The sequence below is a fragment of the Candidatus Atelocyanobacterium thalassa isolate ALOHA genome (genome assembly GCF_000025125.1).
GTDB classification, from domain to species: Bacteria; Cyanobacteriota; Cyanobacteriia; order Cyanobacteriales; family Microcystaceae; genus Atelocyanobacterium; species Atelocyanobacterium thalassae.
In genome coordinates, this window is record NC_013771.1 from 185,879 (window position 1) to 212,315 (window position 26,437).

General features: G+C 30.1%; 22 protein-coding genes. 11 read left to right on the forward strand and 11 right to left on the reverse strand.

The features are described 5' to 3' along the window. Positions 1 to 422 precede the first annotated feature (422 nt). The gene (locus UCYN_RS00805) at positions 423 to 635 is read right to left on the reverse strand and encodes a DUF2839 domain-containing protein (protein ID WP_012953590.1); all 213 of its coding nucleotides are present in this window, start codon (positions 633 to 635) and stop codon (positions 423 to 425) included. Between the two features lie 576 nt (positions 636 to 1,211). Between UCYN_RS00805 and map the strand changes: the two genes are divergently transcribed. Continuing rightward, entirely contained in the window at positions 1,212 to 1,973 is a 762-nt protein-coding gene (gene map, locus UCYN_RS00810; RefSeq protein ID WP_012953591.1) for a type I methionyl aminopeptidase, read from the forward strand. Between the two features lie 211 nt (positions 1,974 to 2,184). After that, entirely contained in the window at positions 2,185 to 3,426 is a 1,242-nt protein-coding gene (sbcD, locus tag UCYN_RS00815; protein ID WP_012953592.1) for an exonuclease subunit SbcD, read from the forward strand. Between the two features lie 137 nt (positions 3,427 to 3,563). Here sbcD and UCYN_RS00820 read toward each other — a convergent pair whose 3' ends face one another. Both UCYN_RS00820 and UCYN_RS00830 read right to left on the reverse strand, forming a co-directional pair. Further along, on the reverse strand, positions 3,564 to 4,796 hold the full coding sequence (locus UCYN_RS00820; RefSeq protein WP_041487711.1) for a dihydrolipoamide acetyltransferase family protein: 1,233 nt from the start codon (positions 4,794 to 4,796) through the stop codon (positions 3,564 to 3,566). Positions 4,797 to 5,182: 386 nt separating this feature from the next. After that, the gene (locus UCYN_RS00830) at positions 5,183 to 6,406 is read right to left on the reverse strand and encodes a bifunctional sterol desaturase/short chain dehydrogenase (RefSeq protein ID WP_012953595.1); all 1,224 of its coding nucleotides are present in this window, start codon (positions 6,404 to 6,406) and stop codon (positions 5,183 to 5,185) included. Between the two features lie 366 nt (positions 6,407 to 6,772). Here UCYN_RS00830 and UCYN_RS00835 point away from each other — a divergent pair, with 366 nt between their 5' ends. Next, positions 6,773 to 8,281 carry a UbiD family decarboxylase gene (locus UCYN_RS00835; protein ID WP_012953596.1) on the forward strand — a complete coding sequence of 503 codons (1,509 nt, stop codon included), beginning with the start codon at positions 6,773 to 6,775 and terminating at the stop codon, positions 8,279 to 8,281. Between the two features lie 251 nt (positions 8,282 to 8,532). Next, positions 8,533 to 10,461: a DNA topoisomerase (ATP-hydrolyzing) subunit B gene (gene gyrB / locus UCYN_RS00840; protein ID WP_012953597.1), complete on the forward strand. Its 1,929-nt coding sequence runs from the start codon at positions 8,533 to 8,535 to the stop codon at positions 10,459 to 10,461. A gap of 476 nt (positions 10,462 to 10,937) precedes the next feature. Here the strand turns inward: gyrB and cobA are convergent, their stop codons facing one another. Then, a complete protein-coding gene (gene cobA, locus UCYN_RS00845; RefSeq protein WP_012953598.1) occupies positions 10,938 to 11,681 on the reverse strand; it encodes a uroporphyrinogen-III C-methyltransferase in 744 nt (247 codons plus the stop codon). Beyond that, complete coding sequence (locus UCYN_RS00850; protein WP_012953599.1) at positions 11,681 to 12,331, reverse strand: sirohydrochlorin chelatase; 651 nt, start codon at positions 12,329 to 12,331, stop codon at positions 11,681 to 11,683. The genes cobA and UCYN_RS00850 overlap by 1 nt, the downstream gene beginning before the upstream one ends. A gap of 465 nt (positions 12,332 to 12,796) precedes the next feature. Between UCYN_RS00850 and UCYN_RS00855 the strand changes: the two genes are divergently transcribed. Both UCYN_RS00855 and UCYN_RS00860 read left to right on the forward strand, forming a co-directional pair. Then, positions 12,797 to 13,405 carry a DUF3038 domain-containing protein gene (locus UCYN_RS00855; RefSeq protein WP_012953600.1) on the forward strand — a complete coding sequence of 203 codons (609 nt, stop codon included), beginning with the start codon at positions 12,797 to 12,799 and terminating at the stop codon, positions 13,403 to 13,405. Continuing rightward, positions 13,402 to 14,031: a DUF4335 domain-containing protein gene (locus UCYN_RS00860; RefSeq protein WP_012953601.1), complete on the forward strand. Its 630-nt coding sequence runs from the start codon at positions 13,402 to 13,404 to the stop codon at positions 14,029 to 14,031. Before UCYN_RS00855 ends, UCYN_RS00860 begins: the two co-directional genes overlap by 4 nt. Positions 14,032 to 14,088: 57 nt before the next feature. Here the strand turns inward: UCYN_RS00860 and recF are convergent, their stop codons facing one another. Together recF and UCYN_RS00870 are read right to left on the reverse strand one after the other, a co-directional pair. Further along, positions 14,089 to 15,231 (reverse strand): DNA replication/repair protein RecF, encoded by a 1,143-nt coding sequence (gene recF, locus UCYN_RS00865; RefSeq protein ID WP_012953602.1) that lies wholly within the window; start codon positions 15,229 to 15,231, stop codon positions 14,089 to 14,091. Positions 15,232 to 15,725: 494 nt separating this feature from the next. Further along, positions 15,726 to 16,610 (reverse strand): transposase, encoded by an 885-nt coding sequence (locus UCYN_RS00870; RefSeq protein ID WP_012953603.1) that lies wholly within the window; start codon positions 16,608 to 16,610, stop codon positions 15,726 to 15,728. Positions 16,611 to 16,805: 195 nt separating this feature from the next. Here UCYN_RS00870 and carA point away from each other — a divergent pair, with 195 nt between their 5' ends. The 4 genes from carA to rpe all read left to right on the forward strand — a co-directional run bounded on the left by carA (position 16,806) and on the right by rpe (position 20,580). Next, on the forward strand, positions 16,806 to 17,966 hold the full coding sequence (gene carA, locus UCYN_RS00875) for a glutamine-hydrolyzing carbamoyl-phosphate synthase small subunit (RefSeq protein WP_041487712.1): 1,161 nt from the start codon (positions 16,806 to 16,808) through the stop codon (positions 17,964 to 17,966). Positions 17,967 to 18,532: 566 nt separating this feature from the next. Then, positions 18,533 to 19,420 (forward strand): phosphatidate cytidylyltransferase, encoded by an 888-nt coding sequence (locus tag UCYN_RS00880; protein WP_012953605.1) that lies wholly within the window; start codon positions 18,533 to 18,535, stop codon positions 19,418 to 19,420. 83 nt (positions 19,421 to 19,503) lie between these two features. Continuing rightward, complete coding sequence (locus UCYN_RS00885) at positions 19,504 to 19,767, forward strand: DUF8620 family protein (protein WP_012953606.1); 264 nt, start codon at positions 19,504 to 19,506, stop codon at positions 19,765 to 19,767. A gap of 126 nt (positions 19,768 to 19,893) precedes the next feature. Next, entirely contained in the window at positions 19,894 to 20,580 is a 687-nt protein-coding gene (rpe, locus tag UCYN_RS00890; RefSeq protein ID WP_012953607.1) for a ribulose-phosphate 3-epimerase, read from the forward strand. 169 nt (positions 20,581 to 20,749) lie between these two features. Here the strand turns inward: rpe and UCYN_RS00895 are convergent, their stop codons facing one another. Both UCYN_RS00895 and UCYN_RS00900 read right to left on the reverse strand, forming a co-directional pair. Further along, positions 20,750 to 21,253 carry a hypothetical protein gene (locus UCYN_RS00895; RefSeq protein WP_012953608.1) on the reverse strand — a complete coding sequence of 168 codons (504 nt, stop codon included), beginning with the start codon at positions 21,251 to 21,253 and terminating at the stop codon, positions 20,750 to 20,752. 293 nt (positions 21,254 to 21,546) lie between these two features. Next, entirely contained in the window at positions 21,547 to 22,647 is a 1,101-nt protein-coding gene (locus tag UCYN_RS00900; protein ID WP_012953609.1) for an ABC transporter ATP-binding protein, read from the reverse strand. 244 nt (positions 22,648 to 22,891) lie between these two features. On the opposite strand from UCYN_RS00900, the gene UCYN_RS00905 reads away from it, so the two are divergent. After that, on the forward strand, positions 22,892 to 23,605 hold the full coding sequence (locus tag UCYN_RS00905; RefSeq protein ID WP_012953610.1) for a 5'-methylthioadenosine/S-adenosylhomocysteine nucleosidase family protein: 714 nt from the start codon (positions 22,892 to 22,894) through the stop codon (positions 23,603 to 23,605). A gap of 106 nt (positions 23,606 to 23,711) precedes the next feature. On the opposite strand, the gene UCYN_RS00910 is transcribed toward UCYN_RS00905, so the two are convergent. Together UCYN_RS00910 and UCYN_RS00915 are read right to left on the reverse strand one after the other, a co-directional pair. Then, entirely contained in the window at positions 23,712 to 24,161 is a 450-nt protein-coding gene (locus UCYN_RS00910) for a YlqD family protein (RefSeq protein ID WP_012953611.1), read from the reverse strand. 49 nt (positions 24,162 to 24,210) lie between these two features. Next, the gene (locus UCYN_RS00915; RefSeq protein WP_012953612.1) at positions 24,211 to 26,127 is read right to left on the reverse strand and encodes an AMP-dependent synthetase/ligase; all 1,917 of its coding nucleotides are present in this window, start codon (positions 26,125 to 26,127) and stop codon (positions 24,211 to 24,213) included. Between the last annotated feature and the right edge of the window lie 310 nt (positions 26,128 to 26,437).

Here is a 26,437-nt window from a genome sequence, read left to right on the forward strand (position 1 = left end):
ATTATAAATATTTATGATAATACAAACTTAATATTAATTATTATCTATTATTTAATTTTTTACAAGAATCAAATAATAGATAATAATAACTTTTCTTAGAGACTATCTATAATAATATTTGACATATTGATGACGGATTATAAAAAAATTATTTAAATAATATAGTTAGTTTTACATGTATTTTTTATGGAATTTCGAGAATAATAATGCTATGTAAGTTTAATATATAAAATCTAATTTTCATTCACAATTTATAAATTGAAAAATTAAAATAGTTCTAATTTAAAGCTTGATTCTTTGATGTGAGAAATAGATTTTAAATACAAAAGTCTTATATAAAACAAGCTATATATTATGACTTTAGCCACAAATAATGCATGAAAAATTCTAGTGCATCATAATAAGCTATATGAAATTTTAATTTACTTTAAGATCCACCAGCCAAAAGTAGGTCCAATAAAATGAACTGCGAACCATATAAATATAGTAATTCCTATACCTGTCCAAGCCGCATTTGTTGTCCATTTAAATAATAAATCAGCTTTATTCTTAGGAAAGACAATTTGAGAGAAGAACGTACTTTTATTTTTTTTAAGCTTATTCATTTTATCTGTACGACGTTTTGATTCACCCATATTCAACTTAAAATAATTAAATAGTAATACTAAACAAAATGTATGCCTTATTAAATACTTACATAATTTTATATAAAATATTTAAGATATATAACAATGCAAACTTAGGAATATGATAATAAATATTAACAGATATCATGTTGTTTATTCATGATTTTTTAATATTTATAAATATTATTTTTTGTATAAAAATTAATTTAATATGTGCTTTTATTCTTTATATATTTACTATGTTTAAAGTAATCTATTATAGTCATTGACTAAGACTATAATTTTAAATAGTAAGATTATTTTTATATAATGGTTGATTTATAAATCATAGAATGTTAGAAAATCTATATTGATATCTATTTCTATAGCCTGTGTTGTTACTTTTTAAGTATAAAAAAATAAATACAAGCTATGGGCAAAATTATTAGTTATTAACAGTAAATGTTTTGATGAATAATAGTTAATAGTTATATTTTTTAAATTAATTTTATATTTTTCTTTTTATCTTTTAATTTAAAACTTATTTGTACAGAAACTTGGTATCATAAAACTCGAGTAATTATAATTAATTCTTAGATTAAAAATATGGGAGAGACTATTACCCTATTATCAAAACGAGAAATTGATAAAATGCGTCAAGCAGGTCGTCTAGCTGCTAAGCTTCTAAATCATTTAGAACCTATGATCAAACCTGGGATAAGTACATTAGAAATTAATAATGAAGCAGAACAATGGACTCAATCTCATGGAGCAATAAGTGCCCCTCTTGGGTATCATGGCTTTCCAAAGTCAATTTGTACTAGTGTCAATAATGTTATTTGTCATGGTATTCCTAATGCACAACAAATTTTAAAAGAAGGAGATATAATAAATGTTGATGTCACACCAATTTTAGATGGTTATCATGGTGATACATCGAAAACATTTTTTGTAGGAAAACCTTCTCAAATTGCAAAAAAATTAGTCGAAACCGCAGAGATATCTTTAATGAATGCTATTCAGGTTGTAAAACCCGGCTCAAAAATTGGAGATATTGGGGCTGCAATTCAAGAGTGTGCTGAACCTTATGGTTTTTCAGTAGTAAGAGATTTTGTTGGTCATGGTATTAGTAATATTTTTCATACAGCTCCTCAGATTCCTCACTATGGGATAAAAGGTAAAGGGAAAAAATTACGTTCTGGAATGGTATTTACTATTGAACCAATGATAAATGAAGGAACATGGGAAGCAATTATATTAAAGGATGGCTGGACAGCAATTACTAAAGATGGAAAGTTATCAGCCCAATTTGAGCATACTATTGCTGTGACAGATACGGGAGTCGAAATTCTAACTATTTTAGATTAAATTGCTCAAGATGATATTTATATTTCAGCTCATTGAAAATAAAAACTAAATTATTAACTATTTCAATCTAATTTTAAAATTAACTCTTACATTCAAATATAAATTGTATTTTTCATAAGAACAAAAATTAATAAATCATATTAGAATTTTTATTAAATGTAGTAAAGATTAATTTCTTAGTTTCAAAATAAATTATATATCTAGTTTTTATATGGTGAAAGTTCTTCATTTTTCTGATATTCATCTTGGCAGTGGTTTATCTCATGGGAAGGTAAATCCTAAAACAGGTTTTAATACTCGATTAGAAGATTTTATAAAATGCTTAAGTTTATCTATTGATAATGCAATTAGAGAACAAGTTGATATTGTTCTTTTTGGAGGTGATGCTTTTCCAAATTCAACGCCACCTCCTTATATTCAAGAAGCCTTTGCTACTCAATTTCGACGTCTAGCTAATGCCAATATTCCTACTGTTCTCTTAGTAGGAAATCACGATCAGCATTCTCAAGTAAATGGAGGAGCAAGTTTATCTATTTACAGAACTCTAGAAGTGCCTGGTTTTATAGTGGCAGATAGCTTAAAGACTCATAAGGTATTAACAAAAAATAATTATGTACAAGTTGTAGCTTTACCTTGGCTAACTAGATCTTCTCTCTTAACAAAAACAAAAACTGAAGGTTTGTCTTTAGAGCAAATTGACAATCTTTTACTTGAAGCATTAGGACCAGCTTTAGAGTCAGAGATTAGAAAGTTGAATCCTAGCTATCCAACAATTCTACTAGCACATTTGATGGTTGATCGCGCAAGATTTGGAACTGAAAAATTTTTAGCAGTGGGAAGAGGATTCACTATTCCTATTTCTTTATTAATGCGTTCTGAATTTGATTATGTGGCATTAGGTCATGTGCATAAACATCAAAATCTTAATCCTCAAAACAATCCTCCTATTGTCTATCCGGGCAGTATTGAGAGAGTAGATTTTAGTGAAGAAAAGGAAGAAAAAGGATATGTACTACTAACAATTGACAAAAAACAAACAAGTTGGAATTTTTGTTCACTACCTGCACGCTCATTTATTACGATAAAAGTGGATGTTTCTCAGAGTATAGACCCACAAAAAACTTTAATTGATAACATAAAAAAGAAACCAATTGCAGAAGCTATTGTCAGACTAAATTATCAAATTCGTTCTGAACAGTTAGAATTGGTTAATGTTTCTTCTATTCATAAAATATTAGCTTCGTCCCATAGCTATACAATCTGTCCTGAAATAATTAATGAAATATCGAGAGTACGTTTACCAGAATTAGGATTTGGAAAAAGTTTAGATCCAATTGAAGCTTTGAAAACTTATCTTGACAATAGAAATGATATTAAAGATATAACTAACGATATGTTAGAAACGGCTTATTCATTATTAAATGAGAAAGACGAGATAATAGAATTAGAATAGTTTAAATATTAATTTATCTGAAAAGTTAGTAATATTAATTGTAATTTGATATTTACTGTATTAAAAATATGACATTCTATATCAAATGAGTGCTTGCAAATTATCTTTATAAGAATTACTACAACTATCCCAAAGAATTACATAGTTAGAAGCTGAGTATTACTTTCTATTACTTTTGCGAGATCCTGTAAGAAAGAAGCTGCATGAGAACCATAAATTATACGATGGTCACATGTTATATTGACTGTCATCTTATTTTGAATTCCAAATAGTTTATCTGAAATTGCTATTACATGAGGCTTAGAAGCTCCAATTGCCAAAATAGAACCCTGTTCTGGAGGTAAAATAGCGTCAAATGTATCTACTCCAAACATACCTAAGTTTGACAAGGTAAATGTACCATTACTATATTCACTAGGTTTTAATTCTCTTGTTCGTGCTCTAGATAATAAATCTTTCCAGATCCGAGAAAGAGAATAAATATCTGTTTTATCTACGTTGTTTAAAACTGGGGTAATTAGGCCGCCATCAGGCATAGCTACAGCTATCGCGATATTGATAGATTCACAATATTGAATACCTGAACTTTCATATTTAGCGTTTATCAATGAATGTTTTCGTAATGTTAAAGCAATAGCTTTTGCTAAAATAACAGTCATTGTAACGCCTTTAGTTTTAATACTTTGATACAATTTATCCAATTGTTCCGTATTAATATCATAACTTACTCTAAATACTGGAATTCCTAAAGTAGCTAACATATTTTTTGCTACTGTCTTTTGCATAGTGCTGAACGGAATAACTTCTTGGGATGTATTAATTTTAGAGTCGACAATTGTTTTGTTTTCTTGCTTATCTTGGAGATCTTCTGTCACAATTCTGCCATATGGGCCGCTACCTTTGATTTTGTTCAAATCTATCCCTAAGTCCCTAGCTATTTTTTTGGCTCTTGGAGATGCTATTATACGTCCTTTAAACTTTTCTAGGTTATTAGTATCTACAAAGGAATTAGATTCACCTTGATAACTTTCAGTAGAGTTTTTCTCTATTATCTTTTCTTCAATTTTTGACGAAAAATTAGATTTTTTAAAAATAGATGGAGCTTTGTCCTGGGCATTAGTAATTTCTTCTTTAGTTTCTGCTATTAAAGCAATTGCTTCTCCTACAGGAGCTTCTTCCCCAGCCTTGACTAAAATAGTCGCAAGATAACCATCATAAAAAGACTCCACATCCATGTCTGCCTTATCTGATTCTATAATTACGACAGTTTCTCCTTTTGTAACTTTGTCACCAGGAGATTTTTCCCAAGAAATAATTTTCCCTTCAGTCATTGTAGAACTCAAGGCTGGCATGAAAATGTCATAAATCATAAAGTATTATTTTTATTTTGTAGTATTAAAGTATTAATAAATAAATAATCAAAACAAGAAAATTAAACAGATCTTGAAATTCGATAACGTATTTTATTGTAACGGAAAAATAATAATTTTAGCATTGATAAGTAAGAAGTAAAAAAGTTGGGAAATCATTCTTTTATCTACCTTTTTATTGAATAACTTTCAAGGATATATTGACTTATTGATTAATTCTTATATTTCTAAAAATGATGGAACAAAATCATTTAAATCTTTTACTTTCTTATTTACTAGAATTGTTTTTAATATGAAAATAAATCTAGTCTATCAAATACTATATGTGGAATATTTATCGATCAATTTAAAAAATAGTAATTTAAATAACAGAAATCATGCTGTACTTAATTAGAGTTTTTGTAAGTAAAAATTTTAAAATAAAGACTTTGGAAAAATTCTTTTAAAGGAAAAATCAAAAAAATAACAGGATTTATAGTAACAATTATATTTCGGCAATCTTTTTTAGCATTCTTAATAATTTGCTTTGCTACCCAATTTGCCGACATAATTCCAATAGGATTAAGCTTACTTTTAAAAGGACCTAATATTAATTTTCTAACAATACAAGGAGCATCTAACCGGCGAAGCGTAACTAAATTTCCTAAAGCTCTTTTACTTAGTTCATACAATGGGCTAAAGGCAGGCATTACTTCTGCTTCTGATGTATTAATCCAAACTTCCTTACAAGCTTTATCTCGATTAGTTTTAATAGTTTGGAAAAATAGCTCCATTAATCGACAACTTGAAAACGTATTAACTTCATAAGATTCCTTAATAAATTCTATACTTCTTTTGCTATTAACATTTATTCCATGATTAATTATTAATATGTCAATTTTAAGTAGTTCATTTATTAGTTCATGCTCTTTTCCTACTTCCCATATTAATGTTTTAACAGGCAAATCATAGCCATTCATGTCTAAAGTAATAGATTTATTTTTAGAGCTAAAAGCAACTATTTTGGCTTGGTTAAGATGTAATATTTTCAATATTTCAATTCCAAGAGTTCCAGAGGCACCTGTCACTCCAACAGTTTTACCTTTCAAAGACAAAGCTGTTCCCATAACTTTGTCGACTAATGCTAATGTACCACTGTAATAAGCTTTCTGATTATCAAAGTGATGTCTCCAATGATAAGGACGATTTATGAACCATTGAGCAGGTAAAGAAGAAAATTGCCCAGGATGATGAGTAAGATCAGTAATTTTATCCATATTAGGAAGCCCTGATCCACGAAAAATTGCTCCCAACAGAAAGAATGAAGAGTAGAAGAATCCAGATTCTGCGAACCACCAATAGTCAACATTAAATGACCATAAGATTATTACAGGGATAGTACCAAAAAACATCATAACTAAAGCTTCTGGTACATCATTATACCAATGAGCTTTACGATAGATTTCTTGGCTAACAGGATTAAAATTTGAGTTGAATACTCTATGATGCCAATTATGAAAACGATATAGTGCTTGCCAGTTATGGGCAAGAATATGATAGAAGTCCCGAACAATTTCTACCCAAACAATTAAGCCCAAACAAAGTGTAATAATAAATACGATATCAGTCATAATGGAGTCATATGAATACTTATTTTGTATTATAAATAAATAGTCCAAAATATTGTCGAAGTTATTTAAAAAGAGATTTTACTCCTCTACAAATATTACAAACATATTTTTTATTAATTATCTATAAAATACTTTATTAAATTGTTCTAATATAAATTATGTTAATAGTTTTAATTTTGAGGAACATCAAATCAATAGTAACAAATTAAATCTTTAGATTAATGTATCTAAAATAATTAATTTTTATTTTTTAGATGGCTAATTAATTATTCTTTTTTAGAAATTACTCAATGATTTATCCTTAATTATTAGCTATTTACTTTATACTTTTATTTAGTTATATTTTCTAACTAATTGATTCTTGATATGAACAGAAATTTAAGAGAATTTATAAAAGAAGTTGATCAAAGAAAACAACTAAGACGTATTAAAACTTTAGTAGATCCTGAATTAGAAATTGCAGAAATTTCTAATAGGCTTTTACAAGCAGGGGGACCAGCATTACTTTTTGAAAATGTCAAAGGCTCTAACTTTCCTTTAGTTGTTAATTTATTAGGAACTGTAGAAAGAGTATGTTGGGCTTTAAAAGTCGAAAAGCCTGAAGAGTTAGAAATTCTAGGCAAAAAGCTAGCAATGTTGCAACAGCCTAAGCCACCAAAAAATATCTCTCAAGCAATTGATTTCGGAAAAGTACTTTTTGATGTCATTAAAGCAAAATCTGGCAATAGCTTTTTTCCTCCTTGTCAGCAATTAATTCTTAAAGATGAAAAAGTTGACCTTTCAATTCTTCCCTTAATACGTCCCTACCCAAAAGATGCAGGAAAAATAATTACTTTTGGGTTAGTTATAACAAAAGACTGTGAGACTGGTACTGCTAACGTTGGTGTTTATCGTTTGCAGCTGCAATCAAAAAATACAATGACAGTACATTGGTTGTCTGTAAGGGGAGGCGCTAGGCACCTTCGGAAAGCGAAAGAAGCAGGGAAAAAATTAGAGGTTGCTATAGCGTTAGGAGTTGATCCTTTAATTATCATGGCAGCTGCAACTCCAATTCCAGTAGATCTTTCAGAATGGTTATTTGCTGGTTTATATGCAGGTTCAGGTGTTCCTCTTACAAAATGTAAAACTTTAAACCTAGAAGTTCCAGCTGAAGCTGAATTTATTTTAGAAGGTACAATAAATCCAGGTGAAGTAATGGCTGATGGTCCTTTCGGAGATCATATGGGATATTACGGAGGAAAAGAAGATTCTCCTTTAATACATTTTCATTGCATAACACATCGTAAAGAACCAATTTATTTAACAACTTTTAGTGGTCGCCCCCCCAAAGAAGAGGCAATGATTGCCATAGCTCTAAATAGAATTTATACTCCTATTCTAAGGCAGCAAATTACTGAAATTAAAGATTTCTTTCTTCCTATGGAAGCTTTGAGTTACAAAGTAGCTATTATTTCTATTAAGAAAGCTTATCCTGGTCATGCTCGACGTGCTGCCTTAGCCTTTTGGAGTGTTTTACCTCAATTTACTTATACTAAATTTGTGGTTGTTGTTGATGAAAATATTAATATACGCGATCCAAGACAGGTAATGTGGGCTATTAGTTCTAAGACTGACCCATCAAGAGATGTTTTCATCATAGAAGATACTCCTTTTGACACTTTAGATTTTGCTAGTGAGAAAATTGGTTTAGGTGGGAGGATGGGAATAGATGCCACCACCAAAATTTATCCTGAAACTAACCATGAATGGGGAGAACCTTTAGAACCTGATGCCAGTACCACTCAATTAGTGGATCAACGCTGGTCAGAATATGGATTAGGTAACATAACTTTAAAAGAAGTAAATGCCAACTTGTTTGGTTATGACATTCTATAGTAATTGAATTTTATCGAAAAATAATAAATAATATGACAAAACTATTGGGAAGTATTGAAAAATTAATTTTCTAAACTTCATACCTTTAATACAGTATGTAATTTTTCTTAAACATAAATAAGCGCTAGCATATAAGCAAACAATACTTTTAAGCAGCTTTAGATTGCTATATGTTAGAATCTTTTAATATTTCACTGTGATTAAGGAACCACAAAAAACTTCAATATTCAACTAATTATTAAGGAAATTTCATGGCAATAAAAAGTGATTATGGTGCAGAACAAATTCAAGTTCTTGAAGGACTAGAGCCGGTAAGAAAACGTCCAGGTATGTACATCGGGACTACTGGACCAAAAGGACTTCACCACCTTGTTTATGAAGTTGTAGATAATTCGATTGACGAGGCTTTAGCTGGCCATTGTACCCATATTGAAGTTGATATAAATATTGATGGTTCTGTCACTGTTACAGATAATGGACGAGGAATACCAACTGATATTCATCCTGCTACAGGCAAATCTGCTCTAGAAACAGTAATGACGGTTCTTCATGCAGGAGGTAAGTTTGGAGGTGGCGGATATAAAGTCTCAGGAGGGCTTCACGGAGTTGGAATTTCCGTTGTTAACGCTTTATCAGAATGGCTGATTATTAAAGTTTGGCGGGATAACAGTGTATATACACAACGTTATGAATGCGGAGTTGCTGTTAGCGAACTAAAAAAAGAACCGGATACTGAACACCCAAAAGGTACATCGGTTTCTTTTCTCCCTGATAAACAAATCTTTACATCTGATACAAATTTTGACTATGCTACTTTGTCAGCAAGACTGAGAGAACTGGCATATTTAAATTCTCAAATAACAATCAAGTTTACTGACTACCGAAAACAAGAACCTTATAGTGAGACCTATTTCTACGAAGGAGGACTTAGGGAATATGTTACCTATATGTGTCGAAACAAAGAAGCTTTACATAAAGATATCATATACATTTGCGGAGAAAAAAAAGGTGTTCAAGTTGAAGCTGCATTGCTTTGGTGTATAGATGCATATAGTGATAATTTATTGGGTTTTGCTAATAATATTAGAACTATTGATGGTGGTACACACTTAGAAGGATTAAAAACAGTTTTAACTAGAACGATGAATAACGTTGCTAGAAAACGGAATAAGATAAAAGAAAACGAACCTAATTTAAGTGGTGAAAATGTTAGAGAAGGTTTAACAGGAATCGTTTCAGTTAAAGTTCCAGAACCAGAATTTGAAGGACAAACAAAAACAAAACTTGGTAATACAGAAGTTAGAGGTATTGTAGATTTACTAGTAGGGGAAGTCTTAGGAGAATATTTAGAGTTTAATCCTCATGTAGGCGATATTATTATAGAAAAAGCTGTCCAAGCATTTAAAGCAGCGGAAGCGGCAAGAAGAGCTAGAGATCTTGTACGTCGTAAATCTGTTTTAGAATCTTCTCCTTTACCTGGGAAACTTGCAGACTGTAGTACGAGAGATCCTGCAGAAGCAGAAATTTTTTTAGTGGAAGGAGATTCAGCGGGAGGCTCTGCCAAACAGGGTAGAGATAGGCGTTTTCAAGCTATATTACCTCTTAGAGGAAAAATTATTAACATTGAGAAGACTGATGATGCAAAAATATATAAGAATAACGAAATTCAATCTCTCATAACTGCTTTAGGACTAGGAATTAAGGGAGAAGAATTTGATGTATCACAATTGCGATATCACAGGATTGTAATAATGACAGATGCAGATGTTGATGGAGCACATATTCGTACTTTAATATTAACTTTTTTCTATCGTTATCAGCGATTATTAATAGAACAAGGTTTTATATATATTGCTTGTCCTCCTTTATACAAAATAGAAAGGGGACGTAATCATTCCTATTGTTATAATGAGCAGCAACTACAAGACAATATTAAGGCTTTACCTGCAAACGCTAAATACACAATTCAACGATTCAAAGGTTTAGGAGAAATGATGCCTGTTCAATTGTGGAATACAACGATGAATCCTGAGACACGTAGTATGAAAAGAGTAGAAATTGATGATGCTGTTGAAGCAGATCGTATTTTTACAATTTTAATGGGTGATAAAGTTGCTCCTAGACGACAGTTTATTGAAAACTACGGCTCTAAGTTAAATTTAAATGACCTAGATATATAAAAATTACACCTATACATTTAGATTTAAGTTCACTCATTAAATATTTTGAATAGTATTGTCTCGTTTTGAATAATAAGTAAAAATTAATTGAATATTTTGTAAAATTATATGCCATTAATATCTGATATATTTATGGTGAACATCATTTAGATGTCATATTCAATATAAAATACCTAGTCTAAGGGGAATAAGTTGTTGGCTTAATAGTTAAGTTTCTGATTAATAACTCTTATCTTTAAAGATTTTTAATGGCTCATATGTAAAATACCTTTGTCAATTTACTTCAAAAACATTATTAGTATACTTGTTTTACTATTTTAAGACAGTTTAATCATAGTTATACTATTTTGAAATAGTATTTTCTAAGACAAATAATAGTTTTTCTTCATCGGTATTTCCAATTAGTTTAAAAGATAAAACTAGGTATTATTATTTTTTTATAAAAGACAAGCAAATATAAAATTCATTATTTATATTTAGGAAACTAATATTTTTTGCAGTTTAACAACATTACCAACAATAACAACTGCTGGAGCTTGAAAATCTTGCTGTTTAACTTGCTCAACAACTAATCCCAACGTACTTATTAATTGTTCCTGTTTGAGCATAGTTCCCCAACGTATTAGAGCAATTGGGGTTTTAGATATTAATCCTTCTAATAACAATTGAGTTACGATATTCGCCAAATTGTGGATTCCCATATAAATAACGATAGTTTCTGCACCATTAGCAATTGCTGACCAATTGACTCCGGGGCGATACTTACCTACAGCTTCATGTCCAGTGACAAATGTTACGGAAGAACTATAATTTCGATGAGTAATTGGAATTCCTGCATATGCAGGAGCTGCAATTCCTGCAGTAATACCAGGGACAACTTCGACTGAAATTCCAGCATTTATAAGGTCTTCCATTTCTTCCCCTCCTCTGCCAAAGACGAATGGATCTCCACCTTTTAATCTTACTACCACAGGATGTTTTTTTGCTTGCTCTATTAAAATTGTGGTAGTTTCTATTTGTAACTTAGAATGACTTCCCCTACGCTTTCCTACATTAATTTTAATCGCATCACTATTGATCATATTAAGAATTTCAGAGCTTATAAGGGCATCATAAACTACTACATTGGCATGTTTTAATAATTTTTGACCCTTTATGGTCATTAAATCAGGGTCGCCTGGTCCTGAGCCTACTAAGTAGACTTTAGATGTTTCACTCATTATTTTATTACCTCGTCTACAATTAATTTAACAAGATCGAAAGTCTCTCCTATTGGATGTCCTAAATTAATCTGGATCTCAGGTAAATTACTTTGTATTTTTTTAATTTGTTGAGTAATGATAGTTGTGATTTTTCCTCGAAAAAGAAAATAAGGAATAATAGTAATTGCTAATTTATTTTGTTTTAATAATATATTAATTTGATCAGACAAATCTGGTTTCATTCCCCAGTAGGCTGTAATTGCATTCAGATTGCTAGCAATAACTTCAATGGTATTATTTCCATCTTTAAAATGGCTACCATGGGAAATAATTATTTTAGCATTCATTTGAGAGCATATCGAAAACTGATTAGATAAAAGATTTGACAAACCTTTATAGCTACCTAAGTGTGGACATAACTCTAAATTAATCAGATTACCTATTTTTTTCTGAGCAGTACTAATTTCTAATGGAATATCTTGTTTGACATGTATGCCAGGAAATAAAAACATTGGAATAATTTTTAGGTTTTTAATTCCGTATTTATTTATCTTTAAGGCAAATTGTTGAATCTTTTTAGCTAAAGATATTTGCGATAACTCTAAAGTTGCCACCTCAACGATAACTGCCTGAAGAAATATTATGATAACAGCTATTAGAGTTTTCATTTATAACTTTTTTATTGAGATAATTAAGTTGCCAGGATATCAAATAGGATAGTCTTTTTAAGGAAACTTGAGATTGTAAATCACGACTACCATGAACAACTAGAAGATAAGCTGATGTAGAAATCAAAATATTTAAAGTATATAATTATTATTTAGTGAAATTAACTTAAAAATTATTGATAAAAATAAAAAATAATCAAATGTAGTCAACTAAAGTCTATTTTTAGAACTAATCACATATCATATAAAAATGAATAATACTAACTTTTATCTAATATTCTTTAGATAATTATTAGTTGATATATTATCAATTAAATTTTTATTTTATGGAAAGTTTATCTAAATATTAGAAAAAGTATACTATTGAATAATTATATAAATAAACCCTTTTCTTGACTCCTAATATTTTTATTAGATGATAAGGTAAGAATGCTCTTTTATTTTTTCTAGTCTTTATATAAAATAATGTCTGATATAGATTCTTCTGCCCAATTAAAACCAATTATATTAGATGACCTACCAGATTTTATGATTTCTGGATATCATTGTTCTACTCATATTCAAAAGCATATAGATCTTATTTTACTTGCTCTTGAGGCACTTGATTTAGGAGTATCAGAACAAATGCTAGCAACAGTTAAGCTTTTCAATTTGCAAAAAGTTATCAAAAACCGTATTGCACTTTGGCGTTTGAGATCTACTAATCCTTGGAGACGTGCTTATAATCGTGGTATTTTGTCTATTGAACAGGCGAAAGCTTTAGTTATAATTACAAACCATCATGTTAAACCTCTAACCGCAGACATTCGACAGTTATTGTTAGCCGAGCAACAAATGAGTAAAAATAATTTACCAGTAACCTGTCATTTTCTTTTGGCTGAATATTTAGATCAATTTCGTGCTCATTTTCATAGTCGGATGAATCCTCGTCGTGCCAAAGTTGCACTATATTTAGATTCAGAGCACAAATTAAATGAATTAGCTTTAATATTGCTTAAACAATTATTATTTTGTACAGGAACTTCTGGAATGCAACGTTTATGGGTTAGCTTATTTGATGGAGAAGTTATATGAATATTAGACGATGCTATAGTCTGCCTAACTGCACTTTGATTCTAGAAGGTTTAGATAATAAAGTTTCTAATAGTGAAACTCGTGAAATATTATCTGTATTGATCAATGTCGAATGTCAATTCACAGGTATTACTCAAAAAATAGAAGGGGGGAACGCGCTTTTTGAAAATCTTGTCAAAGCTACTAGTGAATATGTTCAAGCTTATTTAAGTGGAGTTTCTCATCCCTCACATTCTCAAACGGAAGAAAATATAATTAATATTGAAAAAATTATTGACAAAGATCTTCATTGTTTAGCTTGGAACCCCTCTACTGAGGATAGAGATGTTGTCAAAATCATACTGACAACAGTTCAGTTATTTGACTTAGTAGAAGGAATTGATCAATTTTTCGCTGACAACTACACTTTGCCTAACTTTAATTTACAATTAAAGCCAATATCTAAGCGTTATCATCATTCTGACGAATCATTTGTTGAACTAGTAATTCCAATTACCATAGGAATTTTTAGTTTAAGCTTTGTATCTTTACTGTTATCTTTTCTTCCCATTCCAGAAGTTGTTGAACCAAAACCTAGTTTATCTCCAGTGTCTATAGAAAGATCTTTACATTCCATTAATACATAAAAATAAATTATTTTATTGAAATATTCTTTAGTTGAACATATAAATTATTTTATGATCTTAAAATTGGAAAATTTTACCTCTTTCAACTTTTATAATTTGTGAAGATTTCAACCACTCTGTGTCAAAAGTAGGTAAATGAGTAGTTGTAATAAGTGTTTGGAACTTTCCTTGAATAGCCTCTAGTAATTGCTTTTGCCTATTGTGATCTAATTCAGCCAATACATCGTCAAGTAACAACAATGGAGGTTCCCCAATCACATCTTCAATTAACTGAAGTTCAGCTAATTTAATAGCTAAAACTAAAGTTCTCTGTTGTCCTTGGGAACCATAAAATTTTGCTTGATTTTTATTAATATTAAACTCTACATCATCTCGATGAGGTCCAACAACTGTTGTAGCAAGATTTCTTTCAATAATACTACGTTGCTCTATTTTCTCTAAAAATCTTTGTTGTATTGTTTGATGATTCTCATTTTCAATAGTTATATTCGATAAATAATTAATATCTAATAATTCTGCCTTTCCACTAATACTTTTGTGCCATTTTTGTGCTAGAGGAACTAATCTTTGTATTACACGATTTCGCCTTCTAGTAACTCTCGTTCCTGCTTCTGCAAGTTGTTCATCCCACAATTTTAATTGAGATATTGTAGTCATGAAATTATCAGATTTTTTTGAATCGTTAAACTGCTTTCGAATTATTTTAAGGAGAGAGTTTCTTTGTCTTAAAATTTTATGGTATTGATTAATGATATGAGCATAAATAGGTTCTAATTGGATCAAAAGAGTATCTAACCAAATACGACGAATTTCTGGTGATCCTCTTACTAAGTCCAAATCCAAACATGAAAATTCTACTGCGTTAATATGACCTAAAAATTCAAGATGGCGATGAAGTTTTTCATGGTTTAACATTAAGCTACGTTTACCACTTGAACGAAGTGTAATACTTAACTCAGATTGTCCATAAATTCTTTCAACATTAGCTGTGATTTGACTACTTTTTTCTCCTTCTAATATTAGATCTTGATCTCTTCTTGTGCGATGACTTTTTAGAGTAGCCAATAACTCTATTGCTTCAAGTAAATTAGATTTCCCTTGAGCGTTATTACCTAATAAAATTGTCTTTTGTGACTGTAAGTTAACTGACTGTTTATAATAGTTACGAAAAGTATATAAATGAATATTTTTTAAATACATTTTTATTTTTTGATTAGCATAATTGCAAATTTACTAGAAAATAAAGATAAGTTTGTAAGCAAGAGGTTAAACACATCTTTACAAGTTTAAATGTTATGTATTTTGATAATAATATTTTACTTAAAGATAAGTCCATTTAGCTATTATTTCTATGTTTTAAAAGCTTATAATTTCATTATTTTTAAAATATTTTTTACTTTCCATATCAAATATTAAAAAGTAGAGTTACTAGCTTATGACTCTATGGTGAATTGTATTTATTCACCATCTATTTTTAAAACAAATTCTTTTAATCTTAGAACAAACTCATCTTTTATCTTAGTAAAATAAAAATGAGAAATTCAAATTATTCTTAATAAAATATCAATATATAGAGGACAGTATATAAAGAGTATTTATATACTATTATGTAATGATTTAAATTCATACTACTTTCTCGTAAATAATAATTACTTAGAATATACTGAATTTTTTAATAAGATAAGTAGCAGTATTCATTCCTCTAAATCTAAAGAATATATCTGGCCATCCATAAAAATACGAGTTATTCCTTTAGCTTGTAAATAAGCACAGGTTTTATATAAAAGACGGCTGTCAGGAATCTTAATGACTCTTTGAGAACGATTAGAAAATCTACGGGCAAAACGATGATTATCAAATATTGGTAGAGTGTTCTGCTGTATCTCACTAATTGGAATTTGTCCTAGATGAGCAAATTCTTTTAATGGTCGCGCAATTAGCTCTGCAGAACGGTCTATGACAAGATAACAAGTTCTTGGGAGTATTGCATCAGAAAAAGGTAAAACGCAGATATTACCACTAGTAGACAAAGACTCATCATAATTTTTATCATCTTCGTTACTATCCTCATCTTCTTCATCCCAATCTTCATAATTGCTCTCAATATCTTCTCCTAGCATTTCTCCTAAAGCCATAACATCTACATCTTCCAATTCATCATCATCTTCTTCTATTAATTCTGTTTCTTTTGAAGATAGTAGCAAAGTTGGAATATGTTTTACGGTTATTGGCTTAGGTTTACTTAATAACTCATCAGGTGTTTTTTCTGATAAAGATTCAGTAATACGAATATTTTCATTATTCTTTTTAGATTCAGAAAATGATTTTAAAGTGTCTAAATTACTTTTTTTTATCTTTTCTGTGTCATTATTATTTTGAATCTTATTAGTTCTTGCCAATCGTTTTTGCTGAATTAATTCTTCATACTCTATATCTGATAGTGTATTTTTCAGAAAGCGACTAATAGTAGAACTACTTACACCATAACGATGAGCTAAGGTAGAGGTAGTTTCTGAAGTTTGACGATAAAGGTTAAGAATCTCTTGCTTATCATCATCGATTAATTTTTTAGGACTCATGGTATTATGCCTATTCTTGTCAGTTTGACTCTATACTAATATTTTTATAATATTTGTTAAGATTGCCTCCTAGTAATCTAGGAATAAGTATGTCTCGACAAATAGGCAAAATACTAGGATTATACTAATTCTCTAATCTAGTTTATCGTCAATTGCTAAGTTTCATCCTTTTTAGATATTAAAAACTTAATTATTATGAACATAATGAAAGGAGAACCCGCTTTATTAGTACTAGCCGATGGTACATTTTTTGAAGGTTTATCATTTGGTGCGAAAGGTACGGTCATGGGAGAAGTCGTATTTAATACAGGGATGACAGGATATCAAGAAGTTTTAACAGATCCAAGCTACTATGGTCAAATTGTAAATTTTACATGTCCTGAATTAGGTAATACAGGAATAAATGATGACGATCAAGAATCTGACAGACCCCATGTTTTTGGTGTCATTGCTAAAAATATTACATATCGCCCAAGTAATTGGCGTTCAACAGAGTCTCTGCCAGATTATTTAATTCGTCATGGAATTGTAAGTATTTATGGAATTGATACTAGACAGTTAACTCGTAAAATTAGAGCTATGGGGGCAATGAATGGAATTATTTCCACAGAAATATTAGATAAAGAAACTTTAATATCTAAGCTAAAATCAGCTCCTCCGATGGAAGGGCTAAATCTAGTTAAAAAAGTTACTACTAATAAAATTTACCAGTGGTCAATTGCTACTAATGAAAAATGGGAATTCGTTGACCATCATAGTCAAACTGTTAAGGATTTGTTAACTGTCATAGTAGTTGACTTTGGAATTAAACGAAATATTTTAAAACGTTTGGTCAGCTACGGATGTAAGGTTATTGTTGTTCCTGTTGATACAGAACTTAACAGTATTTTAAATTATGACCCTGATGGTATTTTTCTTTCTAACGGTCCTGGTGATCCAGCTTCAGTTAGCGAAGGTATAAATCTTGTAAAATTGCTTATTGGCACTGAAATACCTATTTTTGGTATTTGTATGGGACACCAGATTTTAAGTCTAGCCTTGGGAGGTAGCACTTTCAAATTAAGATTTGGCCATCGTGGACTAAATCAACCTTGTGGACTAAGCAACAAGATAGAAATCACAAGTCAAAACCATGGATTTGCAGTATCTGAAGAATCATTAAATGAAACAATTGAAATTAGTCATTTCAATTTAAATGATCAAACTATAGCTGGAATATGCCATAAAAAGTTACCTTTCTTTTCTGTGCAATATCACCCAGAAGCAAGTCCAGGACCGCATGATGCCGACTATCTGTTTGTAAAATTTATCAATTTTATGCAGCAATACAGAATAAAATCTAATAAATCGTCCTAGCCATCTATCAAAAATACTTTATTGTTACACCAAAATTTTAATATTCTATTTAGAATTAAAAAATTAAAAATTATTGCCTTGAATTGCAAAAATATATTAAGTTTATTATTTTGCAAATATAAACTTAATATAGAAATAGCAATTAAGTTAAGGAACTTTACAGCAAAAATGCTTAGAATTAATAAACGATTGAATAAATAAGAATATTAAAGAATAAGATTTAGATTTAATACTTTTGCTGATAATTTTTACTTTAAATGAAATATAACCAGATAGGTTACAGATTTCTAAACTATAATTAAGTTTTAATCTTCTGGAATAGCTGTTTTTAACATTAAATGAAATCAAAACACTTTTGACCAATATTATAAAGTTATTATTTATGCTGTAAAATAATTATGCTAATACCTTTAATGCTTAATCATAAAAAATATAATGTTTTATAATTTCAAATTAAGCAATTAAGCTTATAGAGATTCTATATACTTTATGAAACAAATTTAGGAAAAAGTTAAAGACATGAACTTTTATCGTTCTTTCCTTCCACCTTATCTGAATATTACCCTATGCCCTGGACTAGAACTATAACAGCTATTATTGGTATCTTTTTTGCTTTAGGAATATTAATTATTGGCAAGTGGCTCTTTACTATTGGACTATGTTTGATAGTTTTTTTAGGACAATTAGAATATTTTCAGTTAGTTAGAGCTAAAGGAATTATTCCTGCCACTAAAACAACTTTAATCGTATCCCAAATTTTATTGATCACAGCAGCTATCGCGCCACATTTTACGGATGCTTTATTTGCTTTAGCAGGTACATTAATTTGCTTTTATCTCCTATTTCAGCCTAAATTAGCTAGTATTGCCGATATTTCTACTTCTATTTTAGGCTTGTTTTATGGAGGATATTTACCTAGTTACTGGCTAAGATTAAGAGTTGGTTTTGACAGCACTATTACAAATATTAATGTTGAAAATAATGATTTATTTCTTCAAAAATATTTGCCTAATCTATGGACAAAATCTCAATTCCTTTCTCCCGCATTAACTGTTACTTGTTTAGCTTTCAGTTGTATTTGGGCCGCTGATATTGGAGCTTATGTTATGGGTAAATCATTTGGTAAAACTCGTTTGTCCAATATTAGTCCTAAAAAAACTGTTGAAGGTGCAATAGCTGGATTAATAGGAAGTATAATAGTTGCAGAAATTGGTGCCTGGTATCTTAAGTGGCCTTATTGCTACTTAACTGGTATGATTCTAGGGATATTAATTGGGATTGTGAGTCTTCTAGGGGATTTAACCGAATCTATGATGAAAAGAGATGCAGGCGTAAAAGATTCAGGTAAATTAATTCCTGGCCATGGTGGAATTTTAGATAGGACAGATAGTTATGTATTTACAGCTCCTCTAGTATATTATTTTGTAACGCTTTTCTTACCGTTGTTGAGATAGAAGATCTAATTATATATAAATAATTTCTATTTCATCGAAGTATAATAATTTTGTTTCAAATCTAGATTGTTTAAATAAAAAACATGAAATTTAATTTTATAAATTGGTTGAATTATTTATTAGTAGCAAATATATTTTTAATTTTTTTAGGATTCGCCTGGTTTTCAATAGCTGTAATAGGTAATTTATTCAACCTAACCTTAGGTTTAAAATTATGGTATAGATTATGGAATGTATTGTTTCAACCAGCTATTGGTATTTTATTTATTAGTATTCTAATTAACTGGTTAACTCAAAAATTTTTCATCCTTTTTCGCACCTTATCCTCTAAGGGGAAAAACTCATAGGTACACATTATCTTACAATAAAAGGTTATTTATTATGATTTATTAAAAACATAATTAATCTTGATAAGAATCAGATAGATTGTTTAATATCATCACCATAAAAACTTACATAAAACTACTATTCTCATGAGCCAATTTAATAAACCTATAGTTATTTCTCCTTCTATTCTCTCAGCCGATTTTAGCTGTTTAAGAGAGGAAATCGAATTGGTTGACAAGGCAGGCGCAGATTGGATACATATAGATGTTATGGATGGCCGCTTTGTCCCAAATATCACTATTGGTCCACTAGTAGTTGAAGCGATTCGTCCTTATACTAAAAAACCATTAGATGTTCATTTAATGATTGTAGAACCTGAAAAATATATTACTGACTTTGTAAACGCAGGAGCAGATATAATTTCTATACATGCAGAGAATAATGCATCTCTTCATTTACATCGAACTCTTGGACAAATTAAAGAACTAGGTAAAAAAGCTGGAGTTGTTCTTAATCCTGCTACTCCTTTAACATCTATTGAACATGTTTTAGAAATATGTGACTTGATCTTAATAATGAGTGTTAATCCTGGCTTTGGAGGACAAAGTTTTATTCCTACCATGCTAGACAAGATTTATCAATTGCGTCAAATATGTAATAAAAAGGGATTAGACCCTTGGATTGAGGTAGATGGAGGATTAAAGCCAGAAAACACCTGGAAAGTTATAGAAGCTGGTGCTAATTCTATCGTAGCCGGATCCGCTATATTTAAATCTGCAAATTATGCAGAAGCTATTAGAGGAATCCGGGAAAGTAAATCCTCTATACAATAAAAATAAGTTCATTGTTTTCTACAATATTTACCAAATTATTCTTTAAAAACGATATTTGTGAAATCAACATAGATATTACGGAGAAGATGATTAAATAATATTCAATCATTATTTGCTTTTAGACTTAATATATAATTCAGGGCATAGTTAAGTTATTATGCCCTCTTAATTAGTCGAAATAAAAAAGTGTAACTAGTTTTCTTTGCTCTTCTGCTTCCTCACAGGTTTGTAGTAGAGTATGACTATCATGAAAAGCAAAACAAATGAGCTGTTGGCATCGAGATATTATCTCTCGATTACATAAAGCACTAGCTTCTCCTAAAGATAAACTATCGTTATTAGGATTTTCTACTAAATGAATTACTCTTTCTAGTTGTTTTTTTGATTCTCTGGGTTGCTTGTTCAAGCTTTGAGGCAATATCACAGTGAGAAGACTTGGATCTGCTCTCATTGCCCCTTTAATAGCCGCTGCATTAGTTCCGGTAGCGCCTGATGTCATTAAACGATTTCCGCCCAATACTAAAGCGTAACTCATCATTTCAATTAATTGTTGATGAGTAATAGGTACATGGCGCGAACCTAATAAAGCAATTCTTTTAGAACCCGTTTGCTGTATTGCAGCAAGTTCCTGCGCCAAAGTATCTAAGGTAAGAATATCAAGTGGTTGACTCAAAGATCCTCTTCTATATTAAATAAACGTACGCCATCTTAACAAAAGTTTCTTGATTGTGGCATGGACTTTATGGTTTTTCATAATTTAATTTTTACTAATTAAATCATGAAAAACATCGTATCAAATCTAAAAAGATAAGTTTTTTTGAAGATTTTTTATAACTGTATCACAGATATACAAGAGGAAAACGAGGAATAATTTTTTCTTCTTGAAGTAATTTTTAATGTGAAACAGGAATTTCAAATTTAAAAGCTTCAAACCATTTCTTAAAAGTAATATTGCTTATCTTTAATTTACATAGGTAACAAGGAGATTTCTTTCTTTTTATGTGTTTTGAAAGAAATTACTGGAAAGACTTGGGGAGAATGAGGTGTGATAGCTAATTTAACTCTTGTACCAATAAGCAGTTGAGTTTGTAAAGATGTTCTTGCTTGAATTTGGCATCCAGAAGGGGTTTTGAGACAATAACAATATTCTCTACCTAAAAATTGACGATCGCAAATTACAATTTCACCTGTATCATCTGGATGTAGCATAATATCTTCTTGTCTGACCATCAAGTCTCCTTCTGCAATATTCTCAAAACTTGAAGGAGCTTCCCATTGACCTATCTCTGTTATCCAAAATTTTCCTTTCCGTTTGGCCGGAATAAAATTAGCTTGAGTAACAAATTCTGCGACAAAGCGTGATGAAGGATGAGTATAAACTTCTTCAGGAGTTCCAAATTGTTCAATTTTTCCGTAAGACATAACTCCTATTTTGTCGGATATTGCTAAAGCCTCTTCTTGATCGTGAGTAACAAAAATTGCTGTGATACCTGTTCCTTTTAAAACATGGCGAATTTCATGTCTTAACTGTAAACGAACTTGCACGTCAAGATTACTTAATGGCTCATCCAGCAGGATTAATGAAGGTTTCGGAGCCAAGGCCCTAGCTAAAGCTACCCTTTGTTGTTGTCCACCTGAGAGTTGATGTGGATAACGCTTTTCAAGCCCCTCTAGACCTACTAAAGCTAAGGCTTCACTGATACGTTGTTTCACTTCATTTCTGCTTAATTTTTTCTTTTTTAAACCAAAAGAGATATTGTTAGCGATATTTAAGTGAGGAAATAGTGCATAGTCTTGAAAAACCATACCTGTATTTCTATATTCGGGAGGTATTACTTCATAAGGACTAGCTATTATATTTCCTGCTAATTCTATAGTTCCAACAGAAGGTTGCTCAAAACCTGCGATTAAGCGCAAAAGTGTAGTTTTTCCGCATCCTGAGGGACCAAGCAATCCCAGAATTTCTCCTTGCATCAACTTAAAGCTAACCTGATCAATAGCTACCGTTGTATGATTAAGAAACCGTTTAACGATTTGATCAACTTGAAGGATAATAGAATCTGTCATAACTAAGGGGCTTTAATGATAAGTTAGAATTTTTAGTTGGAAATTATTTTAGGTTTCAAAGGTAAATGAGAGAAGCCCTGATAAAGATTTACTCTTGTTTTTAGAAGATCATTTAAGTTATCTTCTTAAGTATTCAACTTGGACTAGCATCCAATAAGTACCCTTAACCTGTTACATAATAACATTTCTCCAATTTTTTAAATAAAAAATTCACAAGAATGAATAATATTTTAGTTTGAAACTTATGTATAAAAAGAATAATTTTTTAGATTGTTGGTTCGATACACTTCTTGTGCCGCAAGGAGCAGAATATCAAGCAGTTCTTCAAGGAATCAAAAAGAATCCTAATACCATAAATATTAAGTCTATTCCAGCAGGAGTAAAAGCTGTTACCGAATTTTTAGAAAAGTGGGAACAAAACCCTTATTTTCTAAAGGAACTGCCTAAAACTATTATGATGATAGGTTTAGGTGGAAGCTTATCCCCCAAACATTCAATAGGGGACATAATAATATATGAAGAGTGTACTTCGCTAGAATCCAAAACTAATGAATGTAGACAATGTGATCCTTTCCTAAGTAAGTTAGTGATTGAAAAACTAAAAGGCAAGTGTACTTTTGGAAAAGGTATAACAGGTCAGTATGTTATGTCATCAGCAAAAGAAAAACAAGTTTTGGGGAAAATATATAAAGCTGATGTAATTGATATGGAAGGAATAGCTTTATTAAACTGGAGTCGGAAATGGAATATCTCAGTTATTGTGATAAGAGTTATTAGTGATAATTGCCAGCAAGATTTACCAGATTTACGTGATGTTTTTGGAGTTGATGGAAAGTTACAATATTTTTATTTAGCCTACCAAATGATTAAAAAACCATTATCCTCTATTCATCTAATATATAGTTCTTTAAAAAGTTTAAATGTTTTAAAAGAAACTATAAGGCAATTAATATTCTAAATAATATTCCAACAATTTTTTAGCTAATGCTAATTATATATAAAATATTTTAAATTAAGTAATAAGTAATAATTTCTCTTACCACTTACTACTTATCGATATTCTCCTAGATATCTCCCCTTATTTCTTCAATTACACCATCGCGAATAACAATTTCTATATTAAGTTTTTGAATTAAATTATCTCCTTTCCTAACTTGAAAAAAGTTTTCTATTTGTCCTTGAACTACTTCTTGATCTAATTCGACAACCTGAACTTGTTGAATTTGCTGCAAAAATTGATTTTTTTGCTCTAATATTTCACTTTTTTTATGATTAGCTTGAAGACTTACGTTATCAATTTGTTGATTAATTTGAGGACTAGAAGAAGAAATATTTTGTTTCTGAAGTTCAGCAACTGCTCTTTTTTCTTGCATTTCTATTTGTTGTATTTGATTGTCAAGTTGATTTATTTGTGATTGCAATTGTTGTTGCATTTCCTCTTTCCAACGAGCAGTCACGATAACTTTCAGGTTAACTGGTCTTTTGAGCAGTAAGCTGGTATTTATTTCATCCATAAGTTGTATTGGTTTTTATTTTAATGTTCTATATTTTGGAAACAAATCATTAAGAGTTAAACATTTTATCAATAATAACCTGATAATGTTTCATAATAACAAGACGTTTCATTTTTAATGTTTGAGTCATCATATTATTTTCAATAGAAAATGGCTCTAATATAAAATCAAAAGTTTTTATCAAATCATCTGAACGATATCCTGGGCGATTTTGCACTTCTTTCTTTAACTCCTTACGATATAAGTCTTGAATTGATTGTGAGTAAAGATCATTATCAGCCAAGACATTTTTTAACTCATCTTTGGATGGTATGTTCAGGTGTAAATTTTGATCTTCTGCCCAAGACTTTAACATATCCAGATTTGGAACTATTAAAGCTCCCAACATTTTTTGATCCTGCCCAACCAACATGATTTGATCAATATATACACTTCTTAAACAAGCATCTTCAATAGGTTGAGGTTCAATATTTTCTCCATTACTTAAAACAATAGTATCTTTAATCCTCCCGGTGATGACAAGATCATTCATAGGAGTTAACCATCCTAAGTCTCCACTATCAAACCATCCTTGAGAATCTTTAACTTTGTTAGTTTCTTCTATTTTTTTATAGTATCCTTGCATGACTTGTGGTCCTCTAATGAGTATTAAGCCACACTTTCCTTTAGACAAGATTTGTCTGGTATTAGGATCTACAATATTAATTTCAGTTCCAGCAATCGGCTGCCCTGCTGTTCCTCTTAAGTTATGTTTATGAGTACGTGCATTAGCAACAGGAGAAGTTTCTGTAAGACCATATCCTACTAATATAGGGATATCAATAATTTCATAAAAATCATCTAAGTGTTTTGCTAAAGATCCTCCTCCACTAATAAGTGTTTTAAAGCTTCCTCCTAAATTATCTCGAATTTGACGATAAACTAATAAGTCAGCTAGTTTATGTATTGGATAAAGAGCAATAAGTTTTATAAAGGCCATAGCTCTTGTTTGAAAAGAAGGTTTTAAGTTCTCTAAACTAAGACAGTTAAAAATACGTCTACATACAATAAATTTGAGAGAATTTTCAAAACAATATTTTATTATTTTTTCTTTTGCAACACTTTGTTCTCTAAATTGTTTTTGAATAACTTCATATAAAGATTCCCAAAGACGAGGTACACCAACCATGTGGTGCGGCTTGAATTTTTTTAGATCATTTTTAAAATTACGAATATTTGTGTAAATTAAAGTACATCCTTGAGAAAGTAAAAAATATTCTGCACTACGTTCATAAGAATGCCAAGATGGCAATATACTAAGGATACGATCACCTGGCTTAGGCTTGATTATGGTATCTAAGCTCCTGATTTGATGTAGTATATTGCCGTGAGACAACATAGCTCCTTTTGGCTTTCCTGTTGTTCCTGAGGTATAAATTAAAGTAGCCAGATCGGTATCTTTTTTAACAATAGATCTTAAGTCAAAGTTTTTACCAAGTTTCATAAGCTCAGTAAAATTTAAAACCTTCACAGGTATTTCTAAATTACTTTTTTCATTACTTAATAAAATAATTAAACGTAAATTAAATTGATCTGAAAAAGAATATAATTTTTCTAGTGTTTTTATATCTTCTACAATAAGTATACTACTATCACTATCTTGAAGAATATGAAGTAATTCATTAGGATCTGACTGAGAAGATCGCACTGCATTTGATGCTCCTGCAAGCATTGATCCTTGATCAGCTATAAACCAACGAGGACTATTGTCAGCAATTAAACAAATTTTGTCATTTTCTACAATTCCTAAGGATTGAAGTCCAGCTGCAAAAATTTTTAACTGTTCATATAATTGGGAAAAAGTCAGTTTAACTTCTGGCTTACTATGAGGATCATAAAGTGCAATGATATCAGCAAATTTTGTAGCTGTAATTGCCCATATTTCCGATAAAGCTTGTAAATTACGATATTCGCGAATAGTTGTCATAAAATCTACTTTAATAACTTTTTATCCTATTACATTAAACTAACTAATAATAAAACAAATATTTCGAAATAAATAATCATTTTTAATATCAATACTAATTATATTTATATTAACGACTACCTATCTCTTTGAATACTTTTATATTCATAAAAAATTAGTTTTGATTATTCTTAAATTACTTTGTAACAAAATTAGAATAATATTTATTATTTTAGCTTTTTATTACAAAGTGATTTAAGAATAAAAAGCTAAAATTATCTCGATTATTTTTATATCAATTTAGCTTTTTTGTTTTTTGAGTTAATTCTTT